The organism is Pseudomonas sp. H1_D04, assembly GCF_054683855.1.
The window spans coordinates 3,950,171-3,969,503 of the sequence record NZ_CP162826.1; the positions used below are offsets into that span (position 1 = coordinate 3,950,171).

Annotated in this window: 20 protein-coding genes; all 20 read left to right on the forward strand. The window is 61.1% G+C overall.

Annotated elements, in window-relative coordinates; genetic code table 11:
• Positions 1 to 10: 10 nt before the first annotated feature.
• The 20 genes from fliF to flhF all read left to right on the forward strand — a co-directional run bounded on the left by fliF (position 11) and on the right by flhF (position 19,234).
• Positions 11 to 1,792: a flagellar basal-body MS-ring/collar protein FliF gene (gene fliF / locus AB4N82_RS18330; protein ID WP_032887876.1), complete on the forward strand. Its 1,782-nt coding sequence runs from the start codon at positions 11 to 13 to the stop codon at positions 1,790 to 1,792.
• Positions 1,785 to 2,801, forward strand: coding sequence for a flagellar motor switch protein FliG (gene fliG / locus AB4N82_RS18335; RefSeq protein ID WP_032887877.1), 1,017 nt, complete (start codon positions 1,785 to 1,787; stop codon positions 2,799 to 2,801). Before fliF ends, fliG begins: the two co-directional genes overlap by 8 nt.
• 10 nt (positions 2,802 to 2,811) lie before the next feature.
• Positions 2,812 to 3,576 (forward strand): flagellar assembly protein FliH, encoded by a 765-nt coding sequence (gene fliH / locus AB4N82_RS18340; RefSeq protein ID WP_032887879.1) that lies wholly within the window; start codon positions 2,812 to 2,814, stop codon positions 3,574 to 3,576.
• Positions 3,566 to 4,924: a flagellar protein export ATPase FliI gene (gene fliI, locus AB4N82_RS18345; RefSeq protein WP_032887880.1), complete on the forward strand. Its 1,359-nt coding sequence runs from the start codon at positions 3,566 to 3,568 to the stop codon at positions 4,922 to 4,924. The genes fliH and fliI overlap by 11 nt, the downstream gene beginning before the upstream one ends.
• Before the next feature lie 3 nt (positions 4,925 to 4,927).
• Entirely contained in the window at positions 4,928 to 5,377 is a 450-nt protein-coding gene (gene fliJ / locus AB4N82_RS18350) for a flagellar export protein FliJ (protein ID WP_032887882.1), read from the forward strand.
• Between the two features lie 167 nt (positions 5,378 to 5,544).
• Positions 5,545 to 5,850, forward strand: a complete 306-nt coding sequence (locus AB4N82_RS18355; RefSeq protein WP_122764585.1) for an STAS domain-containing protein — start codon at positions 5,545 to 5,547, stop codon at positions 5,848 to 5,850.
• Entirely contained in the window at positions 5,847 to 7,565 is a 1,719-nt protein-coding gene (locus tag AB4N82_RS18360; protein WP_122764586.1) for a SpoIIE family protein phosphatase, read from the forward strand. The genes AB4N82_RS18355 and AB4N82_RS18360 overlap by 4 nt, the downstream gene beginning before the upstream one ends.
• Before the next feature lie 30 nt (positions 7,566 to 7,595).
• Complete coding sequence (locus AB4N82_RS18365) at positions 7,596 to 7,940, forward strand: Hpt domain-containing protein (RefSeq protein WP_032887887.1); 345 nt, start codon at positions 7,596 to 7,598, stop codon at positions 7,938 to 7,940.
• A 131-nt stretch (positions 7,941 to 8,071) separates the two neighbouring features.
• Positions 8,072 to 9,406, forward strand: coding sequence for a flagellar hook-length control protein FliK (locus AB4N82_RS18370; protein WP_032887889.1), 1,335 nt, complete (start codon positions 8,072 to 8,074; stop codon positions 9,404 to 9,406).
• 224 nt (positions 9,407 to 9,630) lie between these two features.
• Positions 9,631 to 10,137 (forward strand): flagellar basal body-associated protein FliL, encoded by a 507-nt coding sequence (gene fliL, locus AB4N82_RS18375; protein ID WP_122764587.1) that lies wholly within the window; start codon positions 9,631 to 9,633, stop codon positions 10,135 to 10,137.
• A 9-nt stretch (positions 10,138 to 10,146) separates the two neighbouring features.
• A complete protein-coding gene (gene fliM / locus AB4N82_RS18380) occupies positions 10,147 to 11,115 on the forward strand; it encodes a flagellar motor switch protein FliM (protein ID WP_010208755.1) in 969 nt (322 codons plus the stop codon).
• A gap of 43 nt (positions 11,116 to 11,158) precedes the next feature.
• Positions 11,159 to 11,626 (forward strand): flagellar motor switch protein FliN, encoded by a 468-nt coding sequence (fliN, locus tag AB4N82_RS18385; RefSeq protein WP_032887893.1) that lies wholly within the window; start codon positions 11,159 to 11,161, stop codon positions 11,624 to 11,626.
• A gap of 1 nt (position 11,627) precedes the next feature.
• Complete coding sequence (fliO, locus tag AB4N82_RS18390; RefSeq protein WP_032887895.1) at positions 11,628 to 12,068, forward strand: flagellar biosynthetic protein FliO; 441 nt, start codon at positions 11,628 to 11,630, stop codon at positions 12,066 to 12,068.
• Positions 12,068 to 12,811, forward strand: coding sequence for a flagellar type III secretion system pore protein FliP (fliP, locus tag AB4N82_RS18395; RefSeq protein WP_122764588.1), 744 nt, complete (start codon positions 12,068 to 12,070; stop codon positions 12,809 to 12,811). Before fliO ends, fliP begins: the two co-directional genes overlap by 1 nt.
• 4 nt (positions 12,812 to 12,815) lie before the next feature.
• The gene (fliQ, locus tag AB4N82_RS18400) at positions 12,816 to 13,085 is read left to right on the forward strand and encodes a flagellar biosynthesis protein FliQ (RefSeq protein WP_003214552.1); all 270 of its coding nucleotides are present in this window, start codon (positions 12,816 to 12,818) and stop codon (positions 13,083 to 13,085) included.
• A gap of 4 nt (positions 13,086 to 13,089) precedes the next feature.
• Positions 13,090 to 13,875 (forward strand): flagellar biosynthetic protein FliR, encoded by a 786-nt coding sequence (gene fliR, locus AB4N82_RS18405; RefSeq protein ID WP_032887898.1) that lies wholly within the window; start codon positions 13,090 to 13,092, stop codon positions 13,873 to 13,875.
• 3 nt (positions 13,876 to 13,878) lie between these two features.
• A complete protein-coding gene (gene flhB, locus AB4N82_RS18410) occupies positions 13,879 to 15,015 on the forward strand; it encodes a flagellar biosynthesis protein FlhB (RefSeq protein WP_095185434.1) in 1,137 nt (378 codons plus the stop codon).
• A 413-nt stretch (positions 15,016 to 15,428) separates the two neighbouring features.
• The gene (locus AB4N82_RS18415; RefSeq protein ID WP_122764590.1) at positions 15,429 to 15,632 is read left to right on the forward strand and encodes a cold shock domain-containing protein; all 204 of its coding nucleotides are present in this window, start codon (positions 15,429 to 15,431) and stop codon (positions 15,630 to 15,632) included.
• A gap of 158 nt (positions 15,633 to 15,790) precedes the next feature.
• Complete coding sequence (gene flhA, locus AB4N82_RS18420; RefSeq protein WP_185160066.1) at positions 15,791 to 17,905, forward strand: flagellar biosynthesis protein FlhA; 2,115 nt, start codon at positions 15,791 to 15,793, stop codon at positions 17,903 to 17,905.
• A gap of 12 nt (positions 17,906 to 17,917) precedes the next feature.
• Positions 17,918 to 19,234 (forward strand): flagellar biosynthesis protein FlhF, encoded by a 1,317-nt coding sequence (flhF, locus tag AB4N82_RS18425; protein ID WP_032887905.1) that lies wholly within the window; start codon positions 17,918 to 17,920, stop codon positions 19,232 to 19,234.
• Positions 19,235 to 19,333 lie beyond the last annotated feature (99 nt).

The window sequence follows — 19,333 nt, forward strand, 5'->3', positions numbered from 1 at the left end:
GATTTAAGTCATGGCAGAAGCAGTCTCCGACAACGTACCCGCCAAGGCAGACGGCAAGCCGCCGCTGTTTGGCCTGTCGTTCCTGGAAAACCTCTCGGAAATGACCATGTTGCGTCAGGTGGGCCTGATGGTCGGCCTGGCTGCCAGCGTGGCGATTGGTTTCGCCGTGGTGTTGTGGTCGCAACAACCCGATTACCGTCCGCTTTACGGCAGCCTGGCGGGCATGGATTCCAAGCAGATCATGGAAACCCTCGCCGCCGCCGACATCGCCTACACCGTAGAGCCCAACTCCGGCGCGCTGTTGGTTAAGGCCGATGACGTGGCCCGTGCGCGCATGAAGCTTGCCGCTGCCGGCGTAACGCCGTCCGACAGCAATATTGGTTTTGAAATCCTCGACAAGGACCAGGGCCTCGGGACCAGCCAGTTCATGGAAGCCACGCGCTACCGTCGTGGCCTGGAAGGCGAGCTGGCCCGCACCATCTCCAGCTTGAACAACGTCAAGGGCGCCCGTGTGCACTTGGCCATTCCGAAAAGCTCGGTGTTTGTGCGCGACGAGCGCAAGCCAAGTGCCTCGGTACTGGTGGAACTGTTTTCCGGCCGTTCGCTGGAGCCTGGTCAGGTTCTGGCGATTATCAACCTGGTGGCCACCAGCGTTCCTGAACTGAGCAAGTCGCAAATCACCGTTGTCGACCAGAAGGGCAACCTGCTGTCCGACATGGCGGAAAACTCCGCCCTGACCCAGGCCGGCAAGCAATTCGACTACAGCCGCCGTATGGAAAGCATGCTCACCCAGCGTGTGCACAACATCCTGCAACCGGTGCTGGGCAACGACCGCTACAAGGCTGAGGTGTCCGCCGACGTGGACTTCAGTGCCGTCGAGTCGACCTCCGAGCAGTTCAACCCGGACCAGCCAGCGCTGCGCAGCGAACAGTCCACCAGCGAACAACGCACCGCCAGCAATGGTCCGCAAGGTGTGCCGGGTGCCCTGAGCAACCAGCCGCCAGCCCCGGCTTCGGCCCCGCAAACCACCGGTGGCGCTGCTGCCACCGCTGGCGCGATCCAGCCCGGCCAGCCATTGTTGGACGCCAACGGCCAGCAGATCATGGACCCGGCTACCGGCCAACCGATGCTCGCCCCGTACCCGGCGGACAAGCGTAACCAGTCCACCAAGAACTTCGAACTCGATCGCTCCATCAGCCACACCAAGCAGCAGCAGGGTCGCGTCAATCGCCTGTCGGTGTCGGTGGTGGTCGATGACCAGGTCAAGGTCAATGCGGCGGATGGCGCCGTTACCCGTGCGCCGTGGAGCGCCGACGAATTGGCGCGCTTCACTCGCCTCGTGCAGGACGCCGTCGGCTTTGACGCCAGTCGTGGTGACAGCGTCAGCGTGATCAACATGCCGTTCTCCGCCGAGCGCGGTGAAGTCATCGCCGAAGCGGCGTTCTACACCCAGCCGTGGTTCTGGGACATCGTCAAGCAAGTGCTGGGTGTGTTGTTCATCCTGGTATTGGTGTTCGGCGTGCTGCGCCCGGTGCTCAACAACATCACCGGCAACGGCAAGAACAAACAACTGGCGGCGTTTGGCGGCAGTGACGTCGAGTTGGGTGGCATGGGCGGCCTGGACGGCGAACTGGCCAACGACCGCGTCAGCCTCGGCGGCCCGCAAAGCATCCTGTTGCCAAGCCCGAGCGAAGGTTACGACGCTCAGTTGAACGCAATCAAAAGTCTGGTAGCAGAAGACCCGGGCCGTGTGGCCCAGGTCGTGAAAGAGTGGATTAACGCAGATGAGTGATCGAGCCGCTGTTGCCAAGCTCACCAAGGTCGACAAAGCCGCAGTCCTGCTGCTGTCGCTCGGTGAAACCGATGCCGCCCAAGTGCTGCGCCACATGGGGCCCAAAGAGGTCCAGCGTGTGGGCGTGGCCATGGCGCAGATGCGCAATGTGCACCGTGAGCAAGTCGAGCAGGTGATGAGCGAGTTCGTCGAGATCGTCGGCGACCAGACCAGCCTGGGCGTCGGCTCCGACAGCTACATCCGCAAGATGCTCACCTCGGCCCTGGGCGAAGACAAGGCCAACGGCCTGATCGACCGCATCCTGTTGGGCGGAAACACCAGCGGTCTGGACAGCCTCAAGTGGATGGAACCGCGCGCCGTCGCCGACGTGATCCGCTTTGAACACCCGCAGATCCAGGCCATCGTGGTGGCGTACCTCGACCCGGACCAGGCCGGTGAAGTGCTCGGCCATTTCGACCATAAAGTGCGTCTGGACATCATCCTGCGCGTCTCATCGCTGAACACCGTGCAGCCGGCGGCCCTGAAAGAATTGAACACCATCCTGGAGAAACAGTTCTCCGGCAACTCGAATGCCTCGCGGACCACCTTGGGTGGTATCAAGCGTGCGGCAGACATCATGAACTTCCTCGACAGCTCGGTCGAAGGCCAGTTGATGGACTCGATCCGCGAGATCGACGACACCCTGTCCGGCCAGATCGAAGACCTCATGTTCGTGTTCAACAACCTCTCCGATGTCGACGATCGTGGCATCCAGGCGTTGCTGCGCGAAGTGTCCTCCGACGTGCTGGTGCTTGCCCTCAAAGGCTCGGACGAAGGCGTCAAAGAGAAGATCTTCAAGAACATGTCCAAGCGTGCTTCCGAACTGTTGCGCGACGACCTGGAAGCCAAAGGCCCGGTGCGCGTCAGCGACGTGGAAACCGCGCAGAAAGAAATCCTCACCATTGCCCGCCGTATGGCCGAAGCCGGAGAAATCGTTCTCGGTGGGAAGGGCGGCGAAGAAATGATCTAAGGCGCCCCTGATGTCGAACAAAGATGAGGCGCCCAGCGATCTGATTCGCGCACGGGATGTCGGTGGGTTCGACATCTGGTCGTTGCCCAGCTTCGACCCGCATGTGCCCGAGCCTGAGCCGGAACCCGTTGAAGAAACGCCGGTGGAAATGGAAGAAGTGCCGCTGGAAGAAGTCCAGCCACTGACCCTGGAAGAGTTGGAAAGCATCCGCCAGGAGGCCTACAACGAAGGCTTCGCAGCGGGTGAAAAAGACGGTTTTCGCAGCACCACTCTCAAGGTGCGCCAAGAGGCCGAAGCGGCGCTGAGCGTCAAGCTGGCCAGCCTGGAACGCTTGATGGGTGTGCTGTTCGACCCTATCGCCGAGCAGGATGCGCAGATTGAAAAATCCATGGTCGGCCTGGTGGAGCATATTGCACGCCAGGTGATCCAGCGCGAACTGGTGCTCGACTCCAGTCATATCGAAAGCGTGATGCGCGAAGCACTCAAGCTGCTGCCCCTGGGTGTCGGCAATGTGCGGCTGTACATCAATCCGCAGGATTTCGAACAGGTCAAAGCCCTGCGCGAGCGCCATGAAGAAACCTGGCGCATCGTCGAAGACGCAGCGCTTCAGCCCGGTGGTTGCCGGGTCGAGACCGAACACAGCCGCATTGATGCGACGGTGGAAACCCGCATCAGCCAGATCATGGCCAAGCTGCTGGATCAAGTCCACGAGCAGGTGTTGAACCCCGCCGAACCTGACCTCAGCGTCGACCTGGACGCCGCCGATGCGCCTTGATCGCACCAGCTTCGTCAAGCGCCTGAGCGGCTACGTCGAGGCCACTGAATTGCCCGGCCAGCCGATCCTTGAAGGGCGCCTGTTGCGTATGGTCGGCCTGACCCTCGAAGCCGAGGGCCTGCGCGCCGCCATGGGCAGCCGCTGCATGGTGATCAACGACGACAGCTACCACCCGGTGCAGGTCGAAGCGGAAGTGATGGGCTTTTCCGGCAACAAGATCTTCCTGATGCCCGTCGGCAGCCTGGCGGGCATCGCCCCCGGCGCCCGCGTGGTACCGCTGGCCGATACCGGCCGCCTGCCCATGGGCATGAGCATGCTCGGCCGGGTGCTGGACGGCGCCGGTCGTGCGTTGGACGGCAAGGGCGGCATGAAAGCCGAAGACTGGGTGCCGATGGACGGCCCCACCATCAACCCGCTCAACCGCAACCCCATCAGCGTGCCGCTGGATGTGGGCATCCGCAGCATCAACGGTTTATTGACGGTCGGCCGCGGCCAGCGTCTGGGCCTGTTCGCCGGTACCGGTGTGGGTAAGTCGGTGTTGCTCGGCATGATGACGCGCTTTACCGAGGCCGACATCATCGTGGTGGGGCTGATCGGCGAGCGGGGCAGGGAAGTTAAGGAATTCATCGAGCACAGCCTCGGTGAAGAAGGCCTCAAGCGCTCCGTCGTCGTCGCCTCCCCAGCGGATGATGCGCCGTTGATGCGTTTGCGCGCGGCCATGTACTGCACGCGCATCGCCGAATACTTTCGCGACAAGGGCAAGAACGTCCTGTTGCTGATGGACTCGCTCACCCGTTTTGCCCAGGCCCAGCGGGAAATCGCCCTGGCCATCGGCGAACCCCCGGCGACCAAGGGCTACCCACCGTCGGTGTTCGCCAAGCTGCCGAAACTGGTGGAGCGAGCCGGTAATGCCGAGGCCGGTGGCGGCTCGATCACTGCGTTCTACACGGTGTTGTCCGAAGGCGATGACCAGCAGGACCCTATCGCCGACTCGGCGCGGGGCGTGCTCGACGGCCACATTGTGCTGTCGCGCCGTTTGGCCGAAGAAGGGCACTACCCGGCTATCGATATCGAAGCGTCCATCAGCCGGGTCATGCCGGCGGTGGTCACGCCGGAGCATATGGTCCGCGCGCAACAGTTCAAGCAGTTGTGGTCGCGCTATCAACAGAGCCGCGACCTGATCAGCGTTGGCGCCTACGTGGCCGGTGGCGATCGCGACACCGACCTGGCGATCGCCCTGCAACCGCAGTTGGTGACTTACCTGCGCCAAGGCCTCAACGACAAGATCAGCATGGGTGAAAGCGAAGCGCATCTGCATTCCATCTTCGCCCCTGCGCCAGGCGGCTAAGCCATGGCCAACAGCCGCGCCGCGCGCCTGGCCCCCGTGGTGGACATGGCCGAAAAGGCCGAAAAAACCGCCGTACAGCGCCTGGGTTATTTCCAGGGCCAAGTGCGCTTGGCGGAAAGCAAGTTGGGTGACCTGGAACGCTTTCGCGGCGAGTACCAACAGCAATGGATCGAGCGCGGCACCAAGGGCGTTTCGGGTCAGTGGCTGATGGGCTACCAGGGCTTTCTCAACCAGTTGGAAACCGCCGTGGGCCAACAGCGCCAGAGCCTGGCCTGGCACCAGAACAATCTCGATAAGGCCCGCGAAAGTTGGCAAGAGGCGTTTGCCCGGGTCGAAGGATTGCGCAAGCTGGTGCAGCGCTATATCGATGAAGCGCGGGCGCTGGAAGACAAGCGTGAGCAGAAGTTGCTCGATGAGCTATCACAACGTCTTCCCCGCCAATCACAATTCTGAATGTGCCAGGGGGCTTGCCCCCGATAGCGATAGATCGGTCACTGAATTTGTTGACTGACCCACGGCTATCGGGACCAGGCCCTCTTCCGCATTTGACCTGCGGTGTTGCCCGGATCTCATTCGCCTGCTACACCTTGTGTCTATGCCCATGACAAGGAAGCAGTCGCATGTCAATCGAGTCAGAAGTATCCCTGGACGGGAAGAAGTTGACGATCGCTATCAAGGGACGGTTTGATTTCGGCAGTCATCAGACGTTTCGTGACGCCTACGAGCGTTACTACAAAGTGCCTGAGCTGTATGTGGTCGATCTGAAAGAAACCACGTACATGGACAGCTCGGCCTTGGGCATGCTCCTGCTGTTGAGGGACCATGCTGGCGGCGAAGAGGCGCGGGTTGAGGTGGTCAACACCAACTCCGATGTGCGCAAGATCCTCGCCATCTCCAACTTCGACAAGCTGTTCGACATCAAGTGAGCGCCCAGGCCCCCGCGGTTGAGCCGCTGACGATCCTGATCGCCGATGATAACGCTGCCGATCTTCTGTTGCTGTCGACCATTGTGCGGCGCCAGGGGCATCAGGTGCTCACCGCTACCAACGGCGAGGAAGCCGTCGAAGTCTTTGCCCGCGAACGGCCGCAGCTGGTGCTGATGGATGCTTTGATGCCAGTGATGGATGGCTACGGCGCTGCGCGGTGGATCAAGCAACTGGCGGGGGAAGAATTGGTCCCCATCATTTTCCTCACCTCCCTGCGCGAAAGCGCTGCCCTGGCCGAGTGCCTGGATGCCGGCGGTGATGACTTCCTGCCCAAACCCTATAACCAACTGATCCTGGCGGCCAAGATCAACGCCATGGACCGCCTGCGCCGCCTGCAAGCCACGGTGTTGCAGCAACGCGACATGATTGCCAAGCACCACGACTACCTGCTGCATGAGCAGCGCGTGGCCAAGGCAGTGTTCGATAAGGTCGCCCACTCCGGCTGCATCAATGCCGCACCGAACATCCGCTACCTGCAATCGCCCTATGCGCTGTTCAATGGCGACCTGCTGCTGGCGGCCTACACGCCGTCAGGCGACATGCACGTGCTGCTCGGCGATTTCACCGGCCATGGCTTGCCGGCGGCGGTGGGCGCTATGCCCCTGGCGGAAGTGTTCTATGGGATGACCGCCAAGGGCTATGGCCTGACGCAGATCCTTCGGGAGATGAATGCCAAGCTCAAGCGCATCCTGCCGGTGGACATGTTCTGCTGCGCCACCCTGTTGTGCCTGAGCACCGAGCGGCGCGTGGTGGAGGTGTGGAACGGGGGCATGCCCGACGGTTATGTGCATGACATCGCCAGCGGCAAGCGCACCCCGATGCAGTCGCGGCATTTGCCGTTGGGGGTGTTGTCGGCGCAAGCGTTTGATGACCGCACCGAAGTCTGGCCCATGGCGTTGGGCGACCGTGTGTTCCTGCTGTCCGACGGCGTGCTGGATACCGCAGATGCCAACGATCAACTGTTCGGCGCCGAGCGTTTGCAGCAGGTCTTTGCGGCCAATCGCGAGCCCAATCGTCTGTTTGAAGACATCGAACAGGCCCTGGCGGCGTTTCGCGGTGAAGCGCGTGATGACGTGAGCATGGTGGAAATCACCCTGCAGCACGGCCAATCCCTGCGCGCCACCGGGCCGTTGTATGCCGACAGCGGCCAATCCTGCCCGCTGGATTGGTCGGTGAGCTTCGAGTTTCGCGCCGAGACCCTCAAGCGCTACAACCCTTTGCCCTATCTGCTGCAACTGCTGCTTGAAATCCACGGCCTGCGCGAGCAGAGCGGGGCGCTCTACAGCGTGATGGCTGAGCTGTATTCCAACGCCCTGGAACATGGTGTGCTGGGGCTGGACTCGCGGCTCAAGCGCAATGCCCAGGGGTTTGCCGAATATTACCGCCAGCGCAATGACCGCCTGGCGAAGTTGAACAGCGGTTACGTGCGGGTGCATGTGCAGGTGGCGCCCACCCACATGGGCGGCAAAATGACGTTGCGCCTGGAAGACAGCGGGCCGGGTTTCGACGTGGAACAGATGCTGGCACGGCCGCTGGACGTCGATCGTCTGTCGGGTCGGGGCCTTAGCCTGGTGCGCCAGTTGAGCAGCGACGTACGCTGGTCTGACGGCGGGCGCAGTGTCTGCGTGGAGTTTTGCTGGGGGGCTCTGGCATAATCCGCCGATTCTTGATCAAGGAGCGAGCAAGTGGCAGAGATTCATATGGACCCGCAGGTGTTGTCGGGTTTGCAGGAGGTTATGGAGGGCGAGTATCCCAAGCTGCTTGATACCTTTCTTGATGACTCCCAGAAACGCATCGAGGCCCTGCACCAGGCGCGGGATGATGCCAAGGCTTTGGGACGGATTGCGCATAGTTTCAAGGGGAGCAGTGGGAACCTTGGGGCGCTGCGGTTGGCGCAGTTGTGTCAGTCGCTTGAGGCCAGGTCTTCTGAGCCGGCTTCGGACTTGGGGGAGTTGGTGGATCAGATTGATCGGGAGTTTGCGTTGGTGCGGCCCTTGTATGAGCACGAAAGGCAACGGTTTCAACTTTGATGGGTGACCTGTCCGTTACCGAATAACGGATAGGTCCACCCAAAAAACCGCAATCCAAGAAACCTGGCCCAACTCTTGCTCTATCTCCAGATACTGCATCCCCGACCCCCATGCAGTGGAGACCTTTACCTATGCCAGTCGCCCCCAATTCGCTTCTTCAGGCTGCCCCCGCGGCCAAGCCTCAAGCGCCCGCTGCCAACCCCCAGGTAGCGGCTGCGGACCCACGGGACAAGGGCCCTGGCTTCGCTCAAGTGTTCGCCAGCCAAGGCTCGAAACCGTCGGTCAAAACCGACGACAACGCGGCTAAACCCACACGCGACAAGCCTGTCGACGCCAGCGCCAAGCCGGCTGCCGGTACCGACAAGCCTGCCGCCAGTACACCGGCGGTTGCCGATAGCGGCAAGACCTTGCCTGCCAAGCCGTCCGACGACAGCGCCAATAAGGATGACGACGCACCCGCCGATCCAGCACTCGCGCAGCAGCCCCCGACTGATCCCGTCGTCGACCCGGCCATGATTGCCGCTGTCACGCCTGTGGTCTTGCCGGTGGTCGTGCCGGTGGAAACCCCGGAACCCGCCGCTGCCGCCCAGGACGACAAGGCCCTGCCGTTGGTCGCTGTGCCCATCGCGGCGACCGAGGAGGTCAAGCCGGCCTTCGATCCTGAGGCTGATCCCCTGGATGCCATGCCGGCCGTGCGCCTGGCGATGGAGCAGGGCGGGCATGTGTCGGCCAGCAGCCAGGCGCCGGCCAAAACCGCACCGACGACTACCCAGGACCAGCCAACCGCCGCGCAGAACTTTGCCGCTGGCCTGGCCACAATGGTCGACCAGCAAGCCACCAAAGACAGCACTGACCAAGGCGGTGACAAGGCCTTCAGCGGCTTGATCGAAGACGGCCTCAAAGACCTTAAAAACGCCACCAGCGACACCCGTGTCGATGATTTCGCCAATCGTTTGGCGGCATTGACCCAGGCGGCCACGCCGAAAACGGCCAACGCGTTGCCGCCGGTGACGAATGCGCCACTGGCCATGCACCAGAGCGGTTGGACCGACGAGATCGTCAATCGAGTGATGTACCTGTCCAGCGCCAACCTCAAGTCGGCGGAGATCCAGTTGCAACCGGCTGAACTCGGTCGTCTGGATATCAAGGTCAACATGACCGCCGACCAGCAAGCCCAGGTCAATTTCATGAGCGCCCACCCGGTGGTGCGTGAAGCGCTGGAAAGCCAGTCGGGTCGCCTGCGGGAAATGTTTGCGCAACAGGGCATGGGGCAGGTGGACGTCAACGTGTCCGACCAATCCCGTGGTCAGGAGCAGCAACAGCAGCAGGCCCAGACCAGTGGCGTGAGTCGCAGCGGGCGAGGGGCTGACAGCGGCGACAGTGGCAACCACATTGATGTGGCTGAAGCCGTGGTGCCAGTGAGCTCTACAGTGATCGGCTCCAGCGCCGTCGATTACTACGCCTGACTTGAGCCGCGTACAGATCCAAATTGTGGGAGGGGACTTGCCCCCCCGATGAGGGTGTATCAGTTAATCGATGTATGAACTGACACACCCTCATCGGGGCAAGCTCCCTCCCACATTTGTTTTGTGGTGTTCGTTCGTCTCTGCCTGCCAGACAACTCTGGCATAACACTTGCTCTTGCCTATCCGTAGATCTATGAATTCCCGAATAGTGACGGATTATTGGCATGGCGAAGAGCGACGACGCAGCAAAAGCACCCGCACCGGCAGGCAAAGGCAAGCTCAAGCTTATCCTGATGATAGTCGTGGGCCTGCTCCTGGCCATCGGGGCCTCGGTGGGCGGCACTTGGTACATCATGCATAGCAGTGCAAGCAAACAGGCACCTGCCGCCGAAACCGCCAGTAACGTCAAGTCACCGGCAATCTTCGAGCCGATGCTTCCGGCCTTTGTCGCCAACTTCAATCAGAACGGTCGTCAACGCTACCTGCAAGTGAGCATCACCTTGCTGGCACGGAATGCGGCGGATCTGGATGCCCTCAAAGTGCATATGCCGGTGATCCGCAACAACCTGGTGATGCTGTTCTCCGGGCAGAGCTTCGACACCTTGGCCACCCCGGTGGGCCAGGAAATGCTGCGCCAGAAGGTCACTGCCAGCGTGCAGGAAGTGGCCCAGAAGGAGCTCGGCAAAGTCGTGGTCGAGCAGGCGCTCTTCACTAACTTCGTATTGCAGTAGGATCACGACATGGCCGTGCAAGACCTGCTGTCCCAGGATGAAATCGACGCGCTGTTGCATGGCGTCGACGACGGTCTGGTACAGACCGAAATGGCTGCCGAGCCCGGCAGCGTCAAAAGTTATGACCTGACCAGCCAGGATCGCATCGTCCGTGGACGCATGCCGACGCTGGAGATGATCAACGAACGCTTTGCTCGCTACACCCGGATCAGCATGTTCAACATGCTGCGCCGCTCGGCGGACGTGGCGGTGGGCGGCGTGCAGGTGATGAAGTTCGGTGAGTACGTGCATTCGCTGTACGTTCCCACCAGCCTTAACCTCGTCAAGATCAAGCCGTTGCGCGGCACTGCGCTGTTCATCCTCGACGCCAAGCTGGTGTTCAAGCTGGTGGACAACTTCTTCGGCGGTGACGGTCGTCACGCCAAGATCGAAGGCCGTGAATTCACCCCCACCGAATTGCGCGTCGTGCGCATGGTGCTGGAGCAGGCCTTCATCGATTTGAAGGAAGCCTGGCAGGCGATCATGGAAGTCAATTTCGAGTACATCAACTCGGAAGTGAACCCGGCCATGGCCAACATCGTCGGCCCGAGCGAAGCGATTGTGGTGTCCACTTTCCACATCGAACTCGATGGCGGCGGCGGCGACCTGCACGTGACCATGCCGTACTCGATGATCGAGCCGGTGCGCGAGATGCTTGATGCCGGTTTCCAGTCCGACCTGGACGACCAGGACGAGCGTTGGGTCAAGGCCTTGCGCGAAGACTTGCTGGACGTCGACGTGCCGCTGAGCGCCACCGTGGCACGTCGCCAATTGCGCCTGCGGGATATTTTGCACATGCAGCCGGGAGACATCATCCCGGTCGAATTGCCGGAAGAAATGATCATGCGCGCCAATGGCGTGCCGTCGTTCAAGGTCAAGCTGGGTTCCCATAAGGGCAACCTGGCGCTGCAAGTGGTTGAGCCGATCAACCGTCGCTGATGCATCCCCTATTTATGAATGTTTGCTCCGCCGAGGACATGTAATGGCTACCGAACACGAAAACACTTCCGCCGAAGACCAGGCTCTGGCTGACGAATGGGCTGCGGCCCTGGAAGAAACCGGCGATGTTGGCCAGGACGATATCGACGCCCTGCTGGCCGCCGATGCCGCCACTGCCCCCGCAGGTAACCGCCTGCAGATGGAAGAGTTTGGCAGCGTGCCGAAGAACAACGACCCGGTGACCCTCGATGGGCCGAACCTGGACGTGATCCTCGACATCCCGGTGTCGATTTCCATGGAAGTGGGCAGCACCGATATCAACATCCGCAACCTGCTGCAACTCAACCAGGGCTCGGTGATCGAGCTGGATCGCCTGGCGGGTGAGCCCTTGGACGTGCTGGTCAACGGCACCCTGATTGCCCACGGTGAAGTGGTGGTGGTCAACGAAAAGTTCGGCATCCGCCTGACGGACGTGATCAGCCCAAGCGAACGCATCAAGAAGTTGCGCTGATATGAAGCGGCTGATGGTGGGACTGTTGGTCGCGCTGCCATTGGGCGCTTGGGCCGCAGAGCCGGTGGCCCAGGCGGCCGCCGCGGCGGCGCCGGTCGGCAGCGGCCTCGGTGGCCAGTTGACCCAACTGGTGCTGGGGCTGTTGCTGGTGGTTGGCCTGATCTTCGTGTTGGCCTGGCTGTTGCGCCGCGTACAGCAGGTGGGTCCGGGTAACGCGCAGGTGATCGAGATGATCGGCTCCCGCGCCCTCGGCCCGCGTGATCGGCTGGTGCTGGTGCAAGTGGGTGAAGAGCAGATCCTGCTGGGCCTCACTCCTGGCCGCATCACCCCGTTGCATGTGCTCAAGACCCCGGTGAACGTGGATCAGTCCAAGCCCGCCACGCCCGAATTCGCTCAGCGCCTGATGGAACTGCTGGGCAAGGATCAGAAGGATAAGAAGTAATGCGCGTGTTATTGACGCTCATGCTGTGGCTGGCGGCGCCGTTGGCGTTTGCCGCCGACCCGTTGTCGATCCCGGCGATTACGCTGGGTACCAACGCGGCCGGGGCCCAGGAGTATTCGGTCAGCCTGCAGATCCTGCTGATCATGACCGCGCTGAGCTTTATCCCGGCGTTTGTGATGCTGATGACCAGCTTCACGCGGATCATCATCGTGTTCTCGATCCTGCGTCAGGCCCTGGGCCTGCAACAGACGCCGTCGAACCAGATCCTCACCGGCATGGCGTTGTTTCTGACCATGTTCATCATGGCGCCGGTGTTCGACAAGGTGAACCAGCAAGCCCTGCAGCCCTATCTGGCGGAAACCCTCACCGCCCAGGTGGCGATTGACCGGGCACAGGTCCCCATCAAGGATTTCATGCTGTCGCAGACCCGCTCCAGTGACCTTGAGCTGTTCATGCGCCTGTCCAAGCGTACCGACATCGCGACCCCGGACCAGGCGCCGCTGACCATTCTCGTACCGGCCTTTGTGACTTCCGAGTTGAAGACCGCGTTCCAGATCGGCTTCATGATCTTTATCCCGTTCCTGATCATCGACCTGGTGGTGGCGAGCGTGCTGATGGCCATGGGTATGATGATGCTGTCACCACTGATCATCTCGTTGCCGTTCAAGATCATGCTGTTTGTGCTGGTAGACGGTTGGGCGCTGATTATCGGCACCCTGGCCGGCAGTTTCGGCGGGGTATAGCGCAATGACGCCAGAAGTAGCCGTCGACCTGTTCCGAGAAGCGCTGTGGCTGACCACCATGATGGTTGCCGTGCTGGTGGTGCCGAGCCTGTTGGTGGGCCTGCTGGTGGCGATGTTCCAGGCTGCCACCCAGATCAACGAACAGACCTTGAGCTTCCTGCCGCGCCTGCTGGTGATGCTGATCACCCTGATCGTCGCCGGCCCGTGGCTGGTGCAAACCTTTATGGAATACATCCTGCAGCTGTACGGCAGTATTCCGCAGTTGATCGGCTGATCGGGTGAATTCCCTGCTGGCATTGACCGACACCCAGATCAGCACGTGGGTGGCGTCGTTCATCCTGCCGTTGTTCCGCGTGACGGCCATGTTGATGGCCATGCCGGTGTTCGGCACGACCCTGGTGCCACGCCGGGTGCGCCTGTATTTGGCGGTGGCGATCACGGTGGTGCTGGTGCCGGGCTTACCGCCGATGCCGTCGGTGAATGCCCTGGACCTGAGTGCCCTGATGCTGATCGCCGAACAAGTCCTGATCGGTGCCATGTTGGGGTTTTCCCTGCAACTGTTCTTCCAGGCGTTTGTGATTGCCGGGCAAATCATCTCGATCCAGATGGGCATGGGCTTCGCCTCGATGGTCGACCCCACTAACGGTGTGTCGGCCGCGGTGATCGGGCAATTCCTGACGATGCTGGTGACCTTGCTGTTCCTGGCGATGAACGGGCATCTGGTGGCGTTCGAGGTGCTGACCGAAAGCTTCACCACCTTGCCGGTGGGGTCGGGGTTGGTGGTCAATCACTTCTGGGAAACGGTCGGGCGCCTCGGTTGGGTGCTGGGGGCTTCGCTGTTGCTGGTACTGCCGGCGATTACCGCATTGTTGGTGGTCAACATCGCGTTTGGCGTGATGACCCGTGCGGCGCCGCAGTTGAACATCTTTTCGATTGGTTTCCCGTTGACCCTGGTGTTGGGCATGGGGATTTTCTGGATCGGCCTGGCCGACATTCTCAATCAGTATCAACCGCTGGCGACCGACGCCTTGCAGTTCTTACGTGATCTGGCACGGGCGCGCTGAGCCATGGCCGAGAGCGAGAGTGGTCAGGACAAAACAGAAGACCCCACGGAGAAACGTAAAAAGGACTCCAGGGAAAAGGGCGAGATTGCGCGCTCCAAAGAGCTCAATACCGTTGCGACCATGATGGCCGGTGCCGGCGCCTTGCTGATCTACGGCGGTGGTTTGGCGCTCGACTTGCTGGAGCTGATGAAGCACAACTTCACCTTGCCTCGTGAGGTGTTGCTTAACCCTGATGCGATGGGGCAATACCTGTTGCACTCGGGCAAGATCGCGATCCTGGCGGTGCAGCCCATCCTGATTACCTTGTTGCTGGCCGCGCTGATCGGTCCGGTAGCCCTCGGCGGCTGGCTGTTCGCCGCGAGCAGCATGGCGCCTAAGTTCAGCCGCATGAACCCCGGGGCCGGGCTCAAGCGCATGTTCTCCGCCAAGGCCCTGGTGGAGCTGCTCAAGGCCCTGGCCAAGTTCATCCTGATTCTGTTTGTGGCGCTGATGGTGTTGTCGTCAGACATCGACGACCTGCTGCGTATCGCCCACGAACCGTTGGAGTCGGCGATCATCCACAGCGTGCAGGTGGTCGGCTGGAGTGCGCTATGGATGGCCGCCGGGCTGATCATCATTGCGGCAGTGGATGCGCCGATCCAGCTGTGGGAAAGCCACAAGAAACTGCTGATGACCAAGCAGGAAGTGCGCGACGAACACAAGGATCAGGAAGGGCGGCCCGAGGTCAAGCAACGCATCCGCCAGCTGCAGCGGGAAATGTCCCAGCGCAAGATGATGGCGTCGGTGCCCGACGCCGACGTGGTCATCACCAACCCGACCCACTACGCCGTGGCCCTCAAGTACGACCCGGAGAAGGGCGGCGCACCGATGCTGCTGGCCAAGGGCAGCGACTTTACTGCGCTGAAAATCCGCGAAATCGCCGTGGCCCACGACATCCTGTTGCTCGAATCGCCGGAACTGGCGCGGTCGATCTTCTACTCCACCGATCTCGATCAGGAAATCCCCGCCGGGCTTTACCTGGCCGTGGCTCAGGTGTTGGCGTATGTCTATCAGATCCGCCAATACCGCGCGGGCAAGGGCAAGCGTCCGGACCCGCTCAAGGATCTGCCGATCCCGCCGGAATTGCGCCGCGACTCCTGATTATCAGCTGCCCCGAACTCTCCCTCCCGGCTCCATCCTTCCCCCTACCACTCGTCGTTGTCGGTCGTCTACCTGTCAACTTTGACAGTAGCTGCCGTCCCTTTATCGCGGTTCCATAGCACTGGGTTTTCCACGCACATTGCTGTGCGTGAGGCAGAGGGTGTTGCAATGGAAGTGGTTAAAGGGACGGTCGAGGAATACGACCGCAAAACAGGGGAGGGAGTGATTGCAATGGATGGCGGCGACGAACACGTGTTGGTGGATCTCACGAGTTCTGCAGGGATTTGGCTCAGAGAGGGCCTAAGGGTGCAATTTACGAGGATCCACCGCCCTGAGGGCGTATTCGCGTCCACTATCAAGATTATCCAGTGAGTCTCGTGTGGTGTGCTGAGCGAGATGTCAGGAGAGCGGCAATGTCGACAGGTACGGTGAAGTGGTTTAACGGGGAAAAAGGCTATGGCTTTATCAGTCAGGATGGTGGGGGAGATCTCTTCGTCCACTATTCGGCGATCAAGGGCGAGGGCTATAAAACCCTTGAGGAGGGGCAGAAAGTGGAGTTCAGAGTAGAAAAAGGTCAAAAGGGTGATCAGGCTACGGATGTGCAGATCGTCAGTTGAATTGCCCGGCTTGATAGTGCTCCAGCGTGCTTGGGAGCAATCCGCGTTTTTTAAAGCAAAAGTTGGAAGGCTTCTTGCAATACCGCCTCCAGGACGCCTTCCGGCGTCAAAAGTTTGCTTCAAGGAAACGAGGAATACCGGTGGTGGATCGCTCTCAAATGCTCGGCACGGCCCGTACGACCCTGACTGACCTCTCGCGGGGCAATCTGGGTGTGCCGTTGTTGTTGCTGGTGATGCTGGCAATGATGATGTTGCCGATGCCGCCGTTCCTGCTGGACGTGTTCTTCACCTTCAACATTGCGTTGTCGGTCGTGGTCCTGTTGGTGTGCGTTTACGCCCTGCGGCCGCTGGACTTTGCGGTATTCCCGACGATCCTGCTGGTGGCGACCCTGCTGCGGCTGGCGCTCAACGTGGCGTCCACCCGCGTCGTCATGCTCCACGGCCAGGACGGCCACGCGGCCGCCGGTAAGGTGATCCAGGCCTTCGGTGAGGTGGTGATCGGCGGTAACTACGTGGTCGGTATCGTGGTGTTCGCGATCCTGATGATCATTAACTTCGTGGTGGTCACCAAGGGCGCCGGGCGGATTTCCGAGGTGAGCGCGCGCTTTACCCTCGACGCCATGCCCGGCAAACAAATGGCCATCGACGCCGACCTCAACGCCGGTCTGATCGACCAGAATCAAGCCAAGACCCGCCGCCTGGAAGTGGCACAGGAAGCCGAGTTCTACGGCTCCATGGACGGTGCCAGCAAATTCGTGCGCGGTGACGCCATCGCTGGCCTGTTGATTCTGTTCATCAACCTGATCGGCGGCATGGCCGTCGGTATCTTTCAGCACGGCATGACCTTCGGCGATGCGGGCAAGGTGTACGCCTTGCTGACCATCGGTGACGGTTTAGTGGCGCAATTGCCATCACTGTTGTTATCTACAGCTGCAGCCATCATGGTGACCCGTGCGTCGGGCTCCGAAGACATGGGCAAGCAGATCAGCCGGCAGATGTTTGCATCGCCCAAGGCGTTGGCCGTGGCGGCGGGCATCATGGCGATCATGGGTATCGTCCCGGGCATGCCCCATGTGTCGTTCCTGAGCATGGCGGCCATGGCGGGCGGTGGTGCCTACCTGTTCTGGAAGAAGCAAAACGCGGTCAAGGTCCAAGCCCTGCAAGAAGTTGCGCGTCAACAAGAACTGCTGCCATCGCCAGCCCGCGCCCAGGAAACCAAGGAGTTGGGCTGGGACGACGTGACCCCCATCGACATGATCGGCCTGGAAGTCGGCTATCGCCTGATCCCGCTGGTGGACCGCAACCAAGGCGGCCAATTGCTCGCGCGGATCAAGGGCGTGCGTAAGAAACTCTCGCAGGACCTGGGCTTCCTGATGCCCACCGTGCACATCCGCGACAACCTCGACCTGGCTCCGAGCGCCTACCGCCTGACCCTGATGGGGGTGATCCTGGCTGAAGCCGAGATCTATCCGGATCGCGAGTTGGCGATCAACCCAGGCCAGGTGTTCGGCAGCCTCAACGGCATTACCGCCAAAGATCCGGCTTTCGGCCTGGAGGCGGTGTGGATCGAAATCAGCCAGCGCAGCCAGGCGCAGTCACTGGGCTATACCGTGGTGGACGCCAGCACGGTCGTCGCGACCCACCTCAACCAGATTCTGTACAAGCACTCCCACGAGCTCATCGGCCACGAAGAAGTCCAGCAATTGATGGGCTTACTGGGCAAAGCCTCGCCAAAACTGGCGGAAGAGCTGGTGCCCGGGGTGCTGTCGCTGTCGCAATTGCTCAAGGTGCTGCAAGCGCTGCTGGCCGAACAGGTACCGGTACGCGACATTCGCAGCATTGCCGAGGCCATCGCCAACAACGCCGCCAAGAGTCAAGATACCGCCGCGCTGGTGGCTGCGGTGCGTGTCGGATTGTCCCGTGCAATCGTGCAAAGCATTGTAGGGCTTGACTCTGAGCTGCCTGTGATCACCTTGGAACCAAGGTTGGAACAAATATTGCTCAATAGTATTCAGAAGGCAGGACAAGGCCAGGAAGAGGGCGTTCTGCTGGAGCCAAGCATGGCTGAAAAGCTGCAGCGTTCGTTGATCGACGCCGCACAGCGTCAGGAAATGCAGGGCCAACCGGTGATTCTGCTGGTGGCAGGTCCGGTCCGCGCGATGTTGTCGCGGTTTGGACGCTTGGCAGTACCGAATTTGCACGTTTTGGCTTATCAGGAAATTCCTGACAACAAGCAAGTGACTATCGTCGCGACAGTAGGGCCCAACGGCTGAGGGTAGTGGGTTATGCAAGTTAAGCGTTTTTTCGCCGCCGATATGCGTCAGGCCATGAAACTGGTCCGTGATGAGCTGGGCGCCGACGCCGCGATTATCGGTAACCGTCGTATTGCCGGCGGTGTCGAGCTGACGGCTGCCCTGGATTACACCCCCTCGGCGCTGGCGCCGCGTGTACCGAACATGGAGCTCGAAGACGAGCTGCGCAAGACCGCTTCGCGCATCGTCTCGGCCCAGGCTGAGCTGAGCATGCGTGGCGACAGCGATACCACCACCAATCGCCAGTTGTTCGCCGGGCTGCCGCTGACCGCTGCCGAACCACTGGTTGAGCCGACCTTCGTCGAGCCGCCGCGTCCTGCCGCGCCAGCCCCGGCCGCCGCAGTTGACCAGCGTGTGTTCGACTCGATGCGCTTTGAGCTCAACGGCCTGCGCGAACTGCTGGAAGTGCAGCTCGGCTCGCTGGCCTGGACGCAGCTGCAAGGCAGCAAACCGCAACAGGCCAACCTGTGGCGTCGCCTGCAACGCATTGGCTTGTCCGGCCCGTTGTCCCGCGACCTGCTGGCCCTGACCACCGAAATCGAAGAACCACGCCAGGCCTGGCGCATGTTGCTGGCCCACCTGGCGCGGATGATCGCTACCCCGGAAATCGAACCCCTGGAAGAGGGCGGTGTGATCGCCATGGTCGGCCCTGCCGGCATGGGCAAGACCACCACCCTCGCCAAGCTGGCAGCGCGTTATGTGCTCAAGTACGGCGCGAATAATATCGCGCTGGTGAGCATGGACAGCTACCGGATCGGCGCCCAGGAGCAGCTCAAGACGTTGGGCCGCATCCTCAATGTACCGGTGACCCACGTCGACCCGGGCCAGTCCCTGGCCAACGCCCTCGATCCGCTGCTGCGCAAGCGCGTGGTGCTGATCGACACCGCCGGCTTGCAAGCCAGCGACCCGGCGTTGCGCATGCAACTGGAAACCCTGGCCGGGCGTGGTATCAAGTCGAAAAATTACCTGGTGCTTGCAACCACCAGCCAAAAACAGGTTCTTACCGCTGCGTACCATAGCTACAAACGCTGTGGCCTGGCCGGTTGCATCCTCACGAAACTGGATGAAACCGCCAGCCTGGGTGAAGTGTTGAGCCTGGCTATCAGTCATGAATTACCGGTTGCCTACCTGACCGACGGGCCGCGGATCCCGGATGATCTTCATCTGCCGCGCCGTCATCAGTTGGTCAGCCGTGCCGTCAGCGTGCAAATGCAAGAAGAGCCTAGCGAGGAAGCGATGGCCGATATGTTCGCCGACCTCTACCACAACCCGGCAAAACGGGTCGGTTGAAGTCAGGATGAACACCGTGAAATGTACCTACATTGATGGTCTGCAAGCGATTCACGCGGCCAAGCCATGTAGCCTGCGTCTAAGCAAGACAAGGTAAAG

Bases quoted from the DNA above. Each gene is read 5' to 3' on its own strand.
- fliF (WP_032887876.1), top strand. From the start codon at position 11: ATGGCAGAAGCAGTCTCCGACAACGTACCCGCCAAGGCAGACGGCAAG.
- fliG (WP_032887877.1), top strand. From the start codon at position 1,785: ATGAGTGATCGAGCCGCTGTTGCCAAGCTCACCAAGGTCGACAAAGCC.
- fliH (WP_032887879.1), top strand. From the start codon at position 2,812: ATGTCGAACAAAGATGAGGCGCCCAGCGATCTGATTCGCGCACGGGAT.
- fliI (WP_032887880.1), top strand. From the start codon at position 3,566: ATGCGCCTTGATCGCACCAGCTTCGTCAAGCGCCTGAGCGGCTACGTC.
- fliJ (WP_032887882.1), top strand. From the start codon at position 4,928: ATGGCCAACAGCCGCGCCGCGCGCCTGGCCCCCGTGGTGGACATGGCC.
- AB4N82_RS18355 (WP_122764585.1), top strand. From the start codon at position 5,545: ATGTCAATCGAGTCAGAAGTATCCCTGGACGGGAAGAAGTTGACGATC.
- AB4N82_RS18370 (WP_032887889.1), top strand. From the start codon at position 8,072: ATGCCAGTCGCCCCCAATTCGCTTCTTCAGGCTGCCCCCGCGGCCAAG.
- fliL (WP_122764587.1), top strand. From the start codon at position 9,631: ATGGCGAAGAGCGACGACGCAGCAAAAGCACCCGCACCGGCAGGCAAA.
- fliM (WP_010208755.1), top strand. From the start codon at position 10,147: ATGGCCGTGCAAGACCTGCTGTCCCAGGATGAAATCGACGCGCTGTTG.
- fliN (WP_032887893.1), top strand. From the start codon at position 11,159: ATGGCTACCGAACACGAAAACACTTCCGCCGAAGACCAGGCTCTGGCT.
- fliO (WP_032887895.1), top strand. From the start codon at position 11,628: ATGAAGCGGCTGATGGTGGGACTGTTGGTCGCGCTGCCATTGGGCGCT.
- fliP (WP_122764588.1), top strand. From the start codon at position 12,068: ATGCGCGTGTTATTGACGCTCATGCTGTGGCTGGCGGCGCCGTTGGCG.
- fliQ (WP_003214552.1), top strand. From the start codon at position 12,816: ATGACGCCAGAAGTAGCCGTCGACCTGTTCCGAGAAGCGCTGTGGCTG.
- flhB (WP_095185434.1), top strand. From the start codon at position 13,879: ATGGCCGAGAGCGAGAGTGGTCAGGACAAAACAGAAGACCCCACGGAG.
- AB4N82_RS18415 (WP_122764590.1), top strand. From the start codon at position 15,429: ATGTCGACAGGTACGGTGAAGTGGTTTAACGGGGAAAAAGGCTATGGC.
- flhA (WP_185160066.1), top strand. From the start codon at position 15,791: ATGCTCGGCACGGCCCGTACGACCCTGACTGACCTCTCGCGGGGCAAT.
- flhF (WP_032887905.1), top strand. From the start codon at position 17,918: ATGCAAGTTAAGCGTTTTTTCGCCGCCGATATGCGTCAGGCCATGAAA.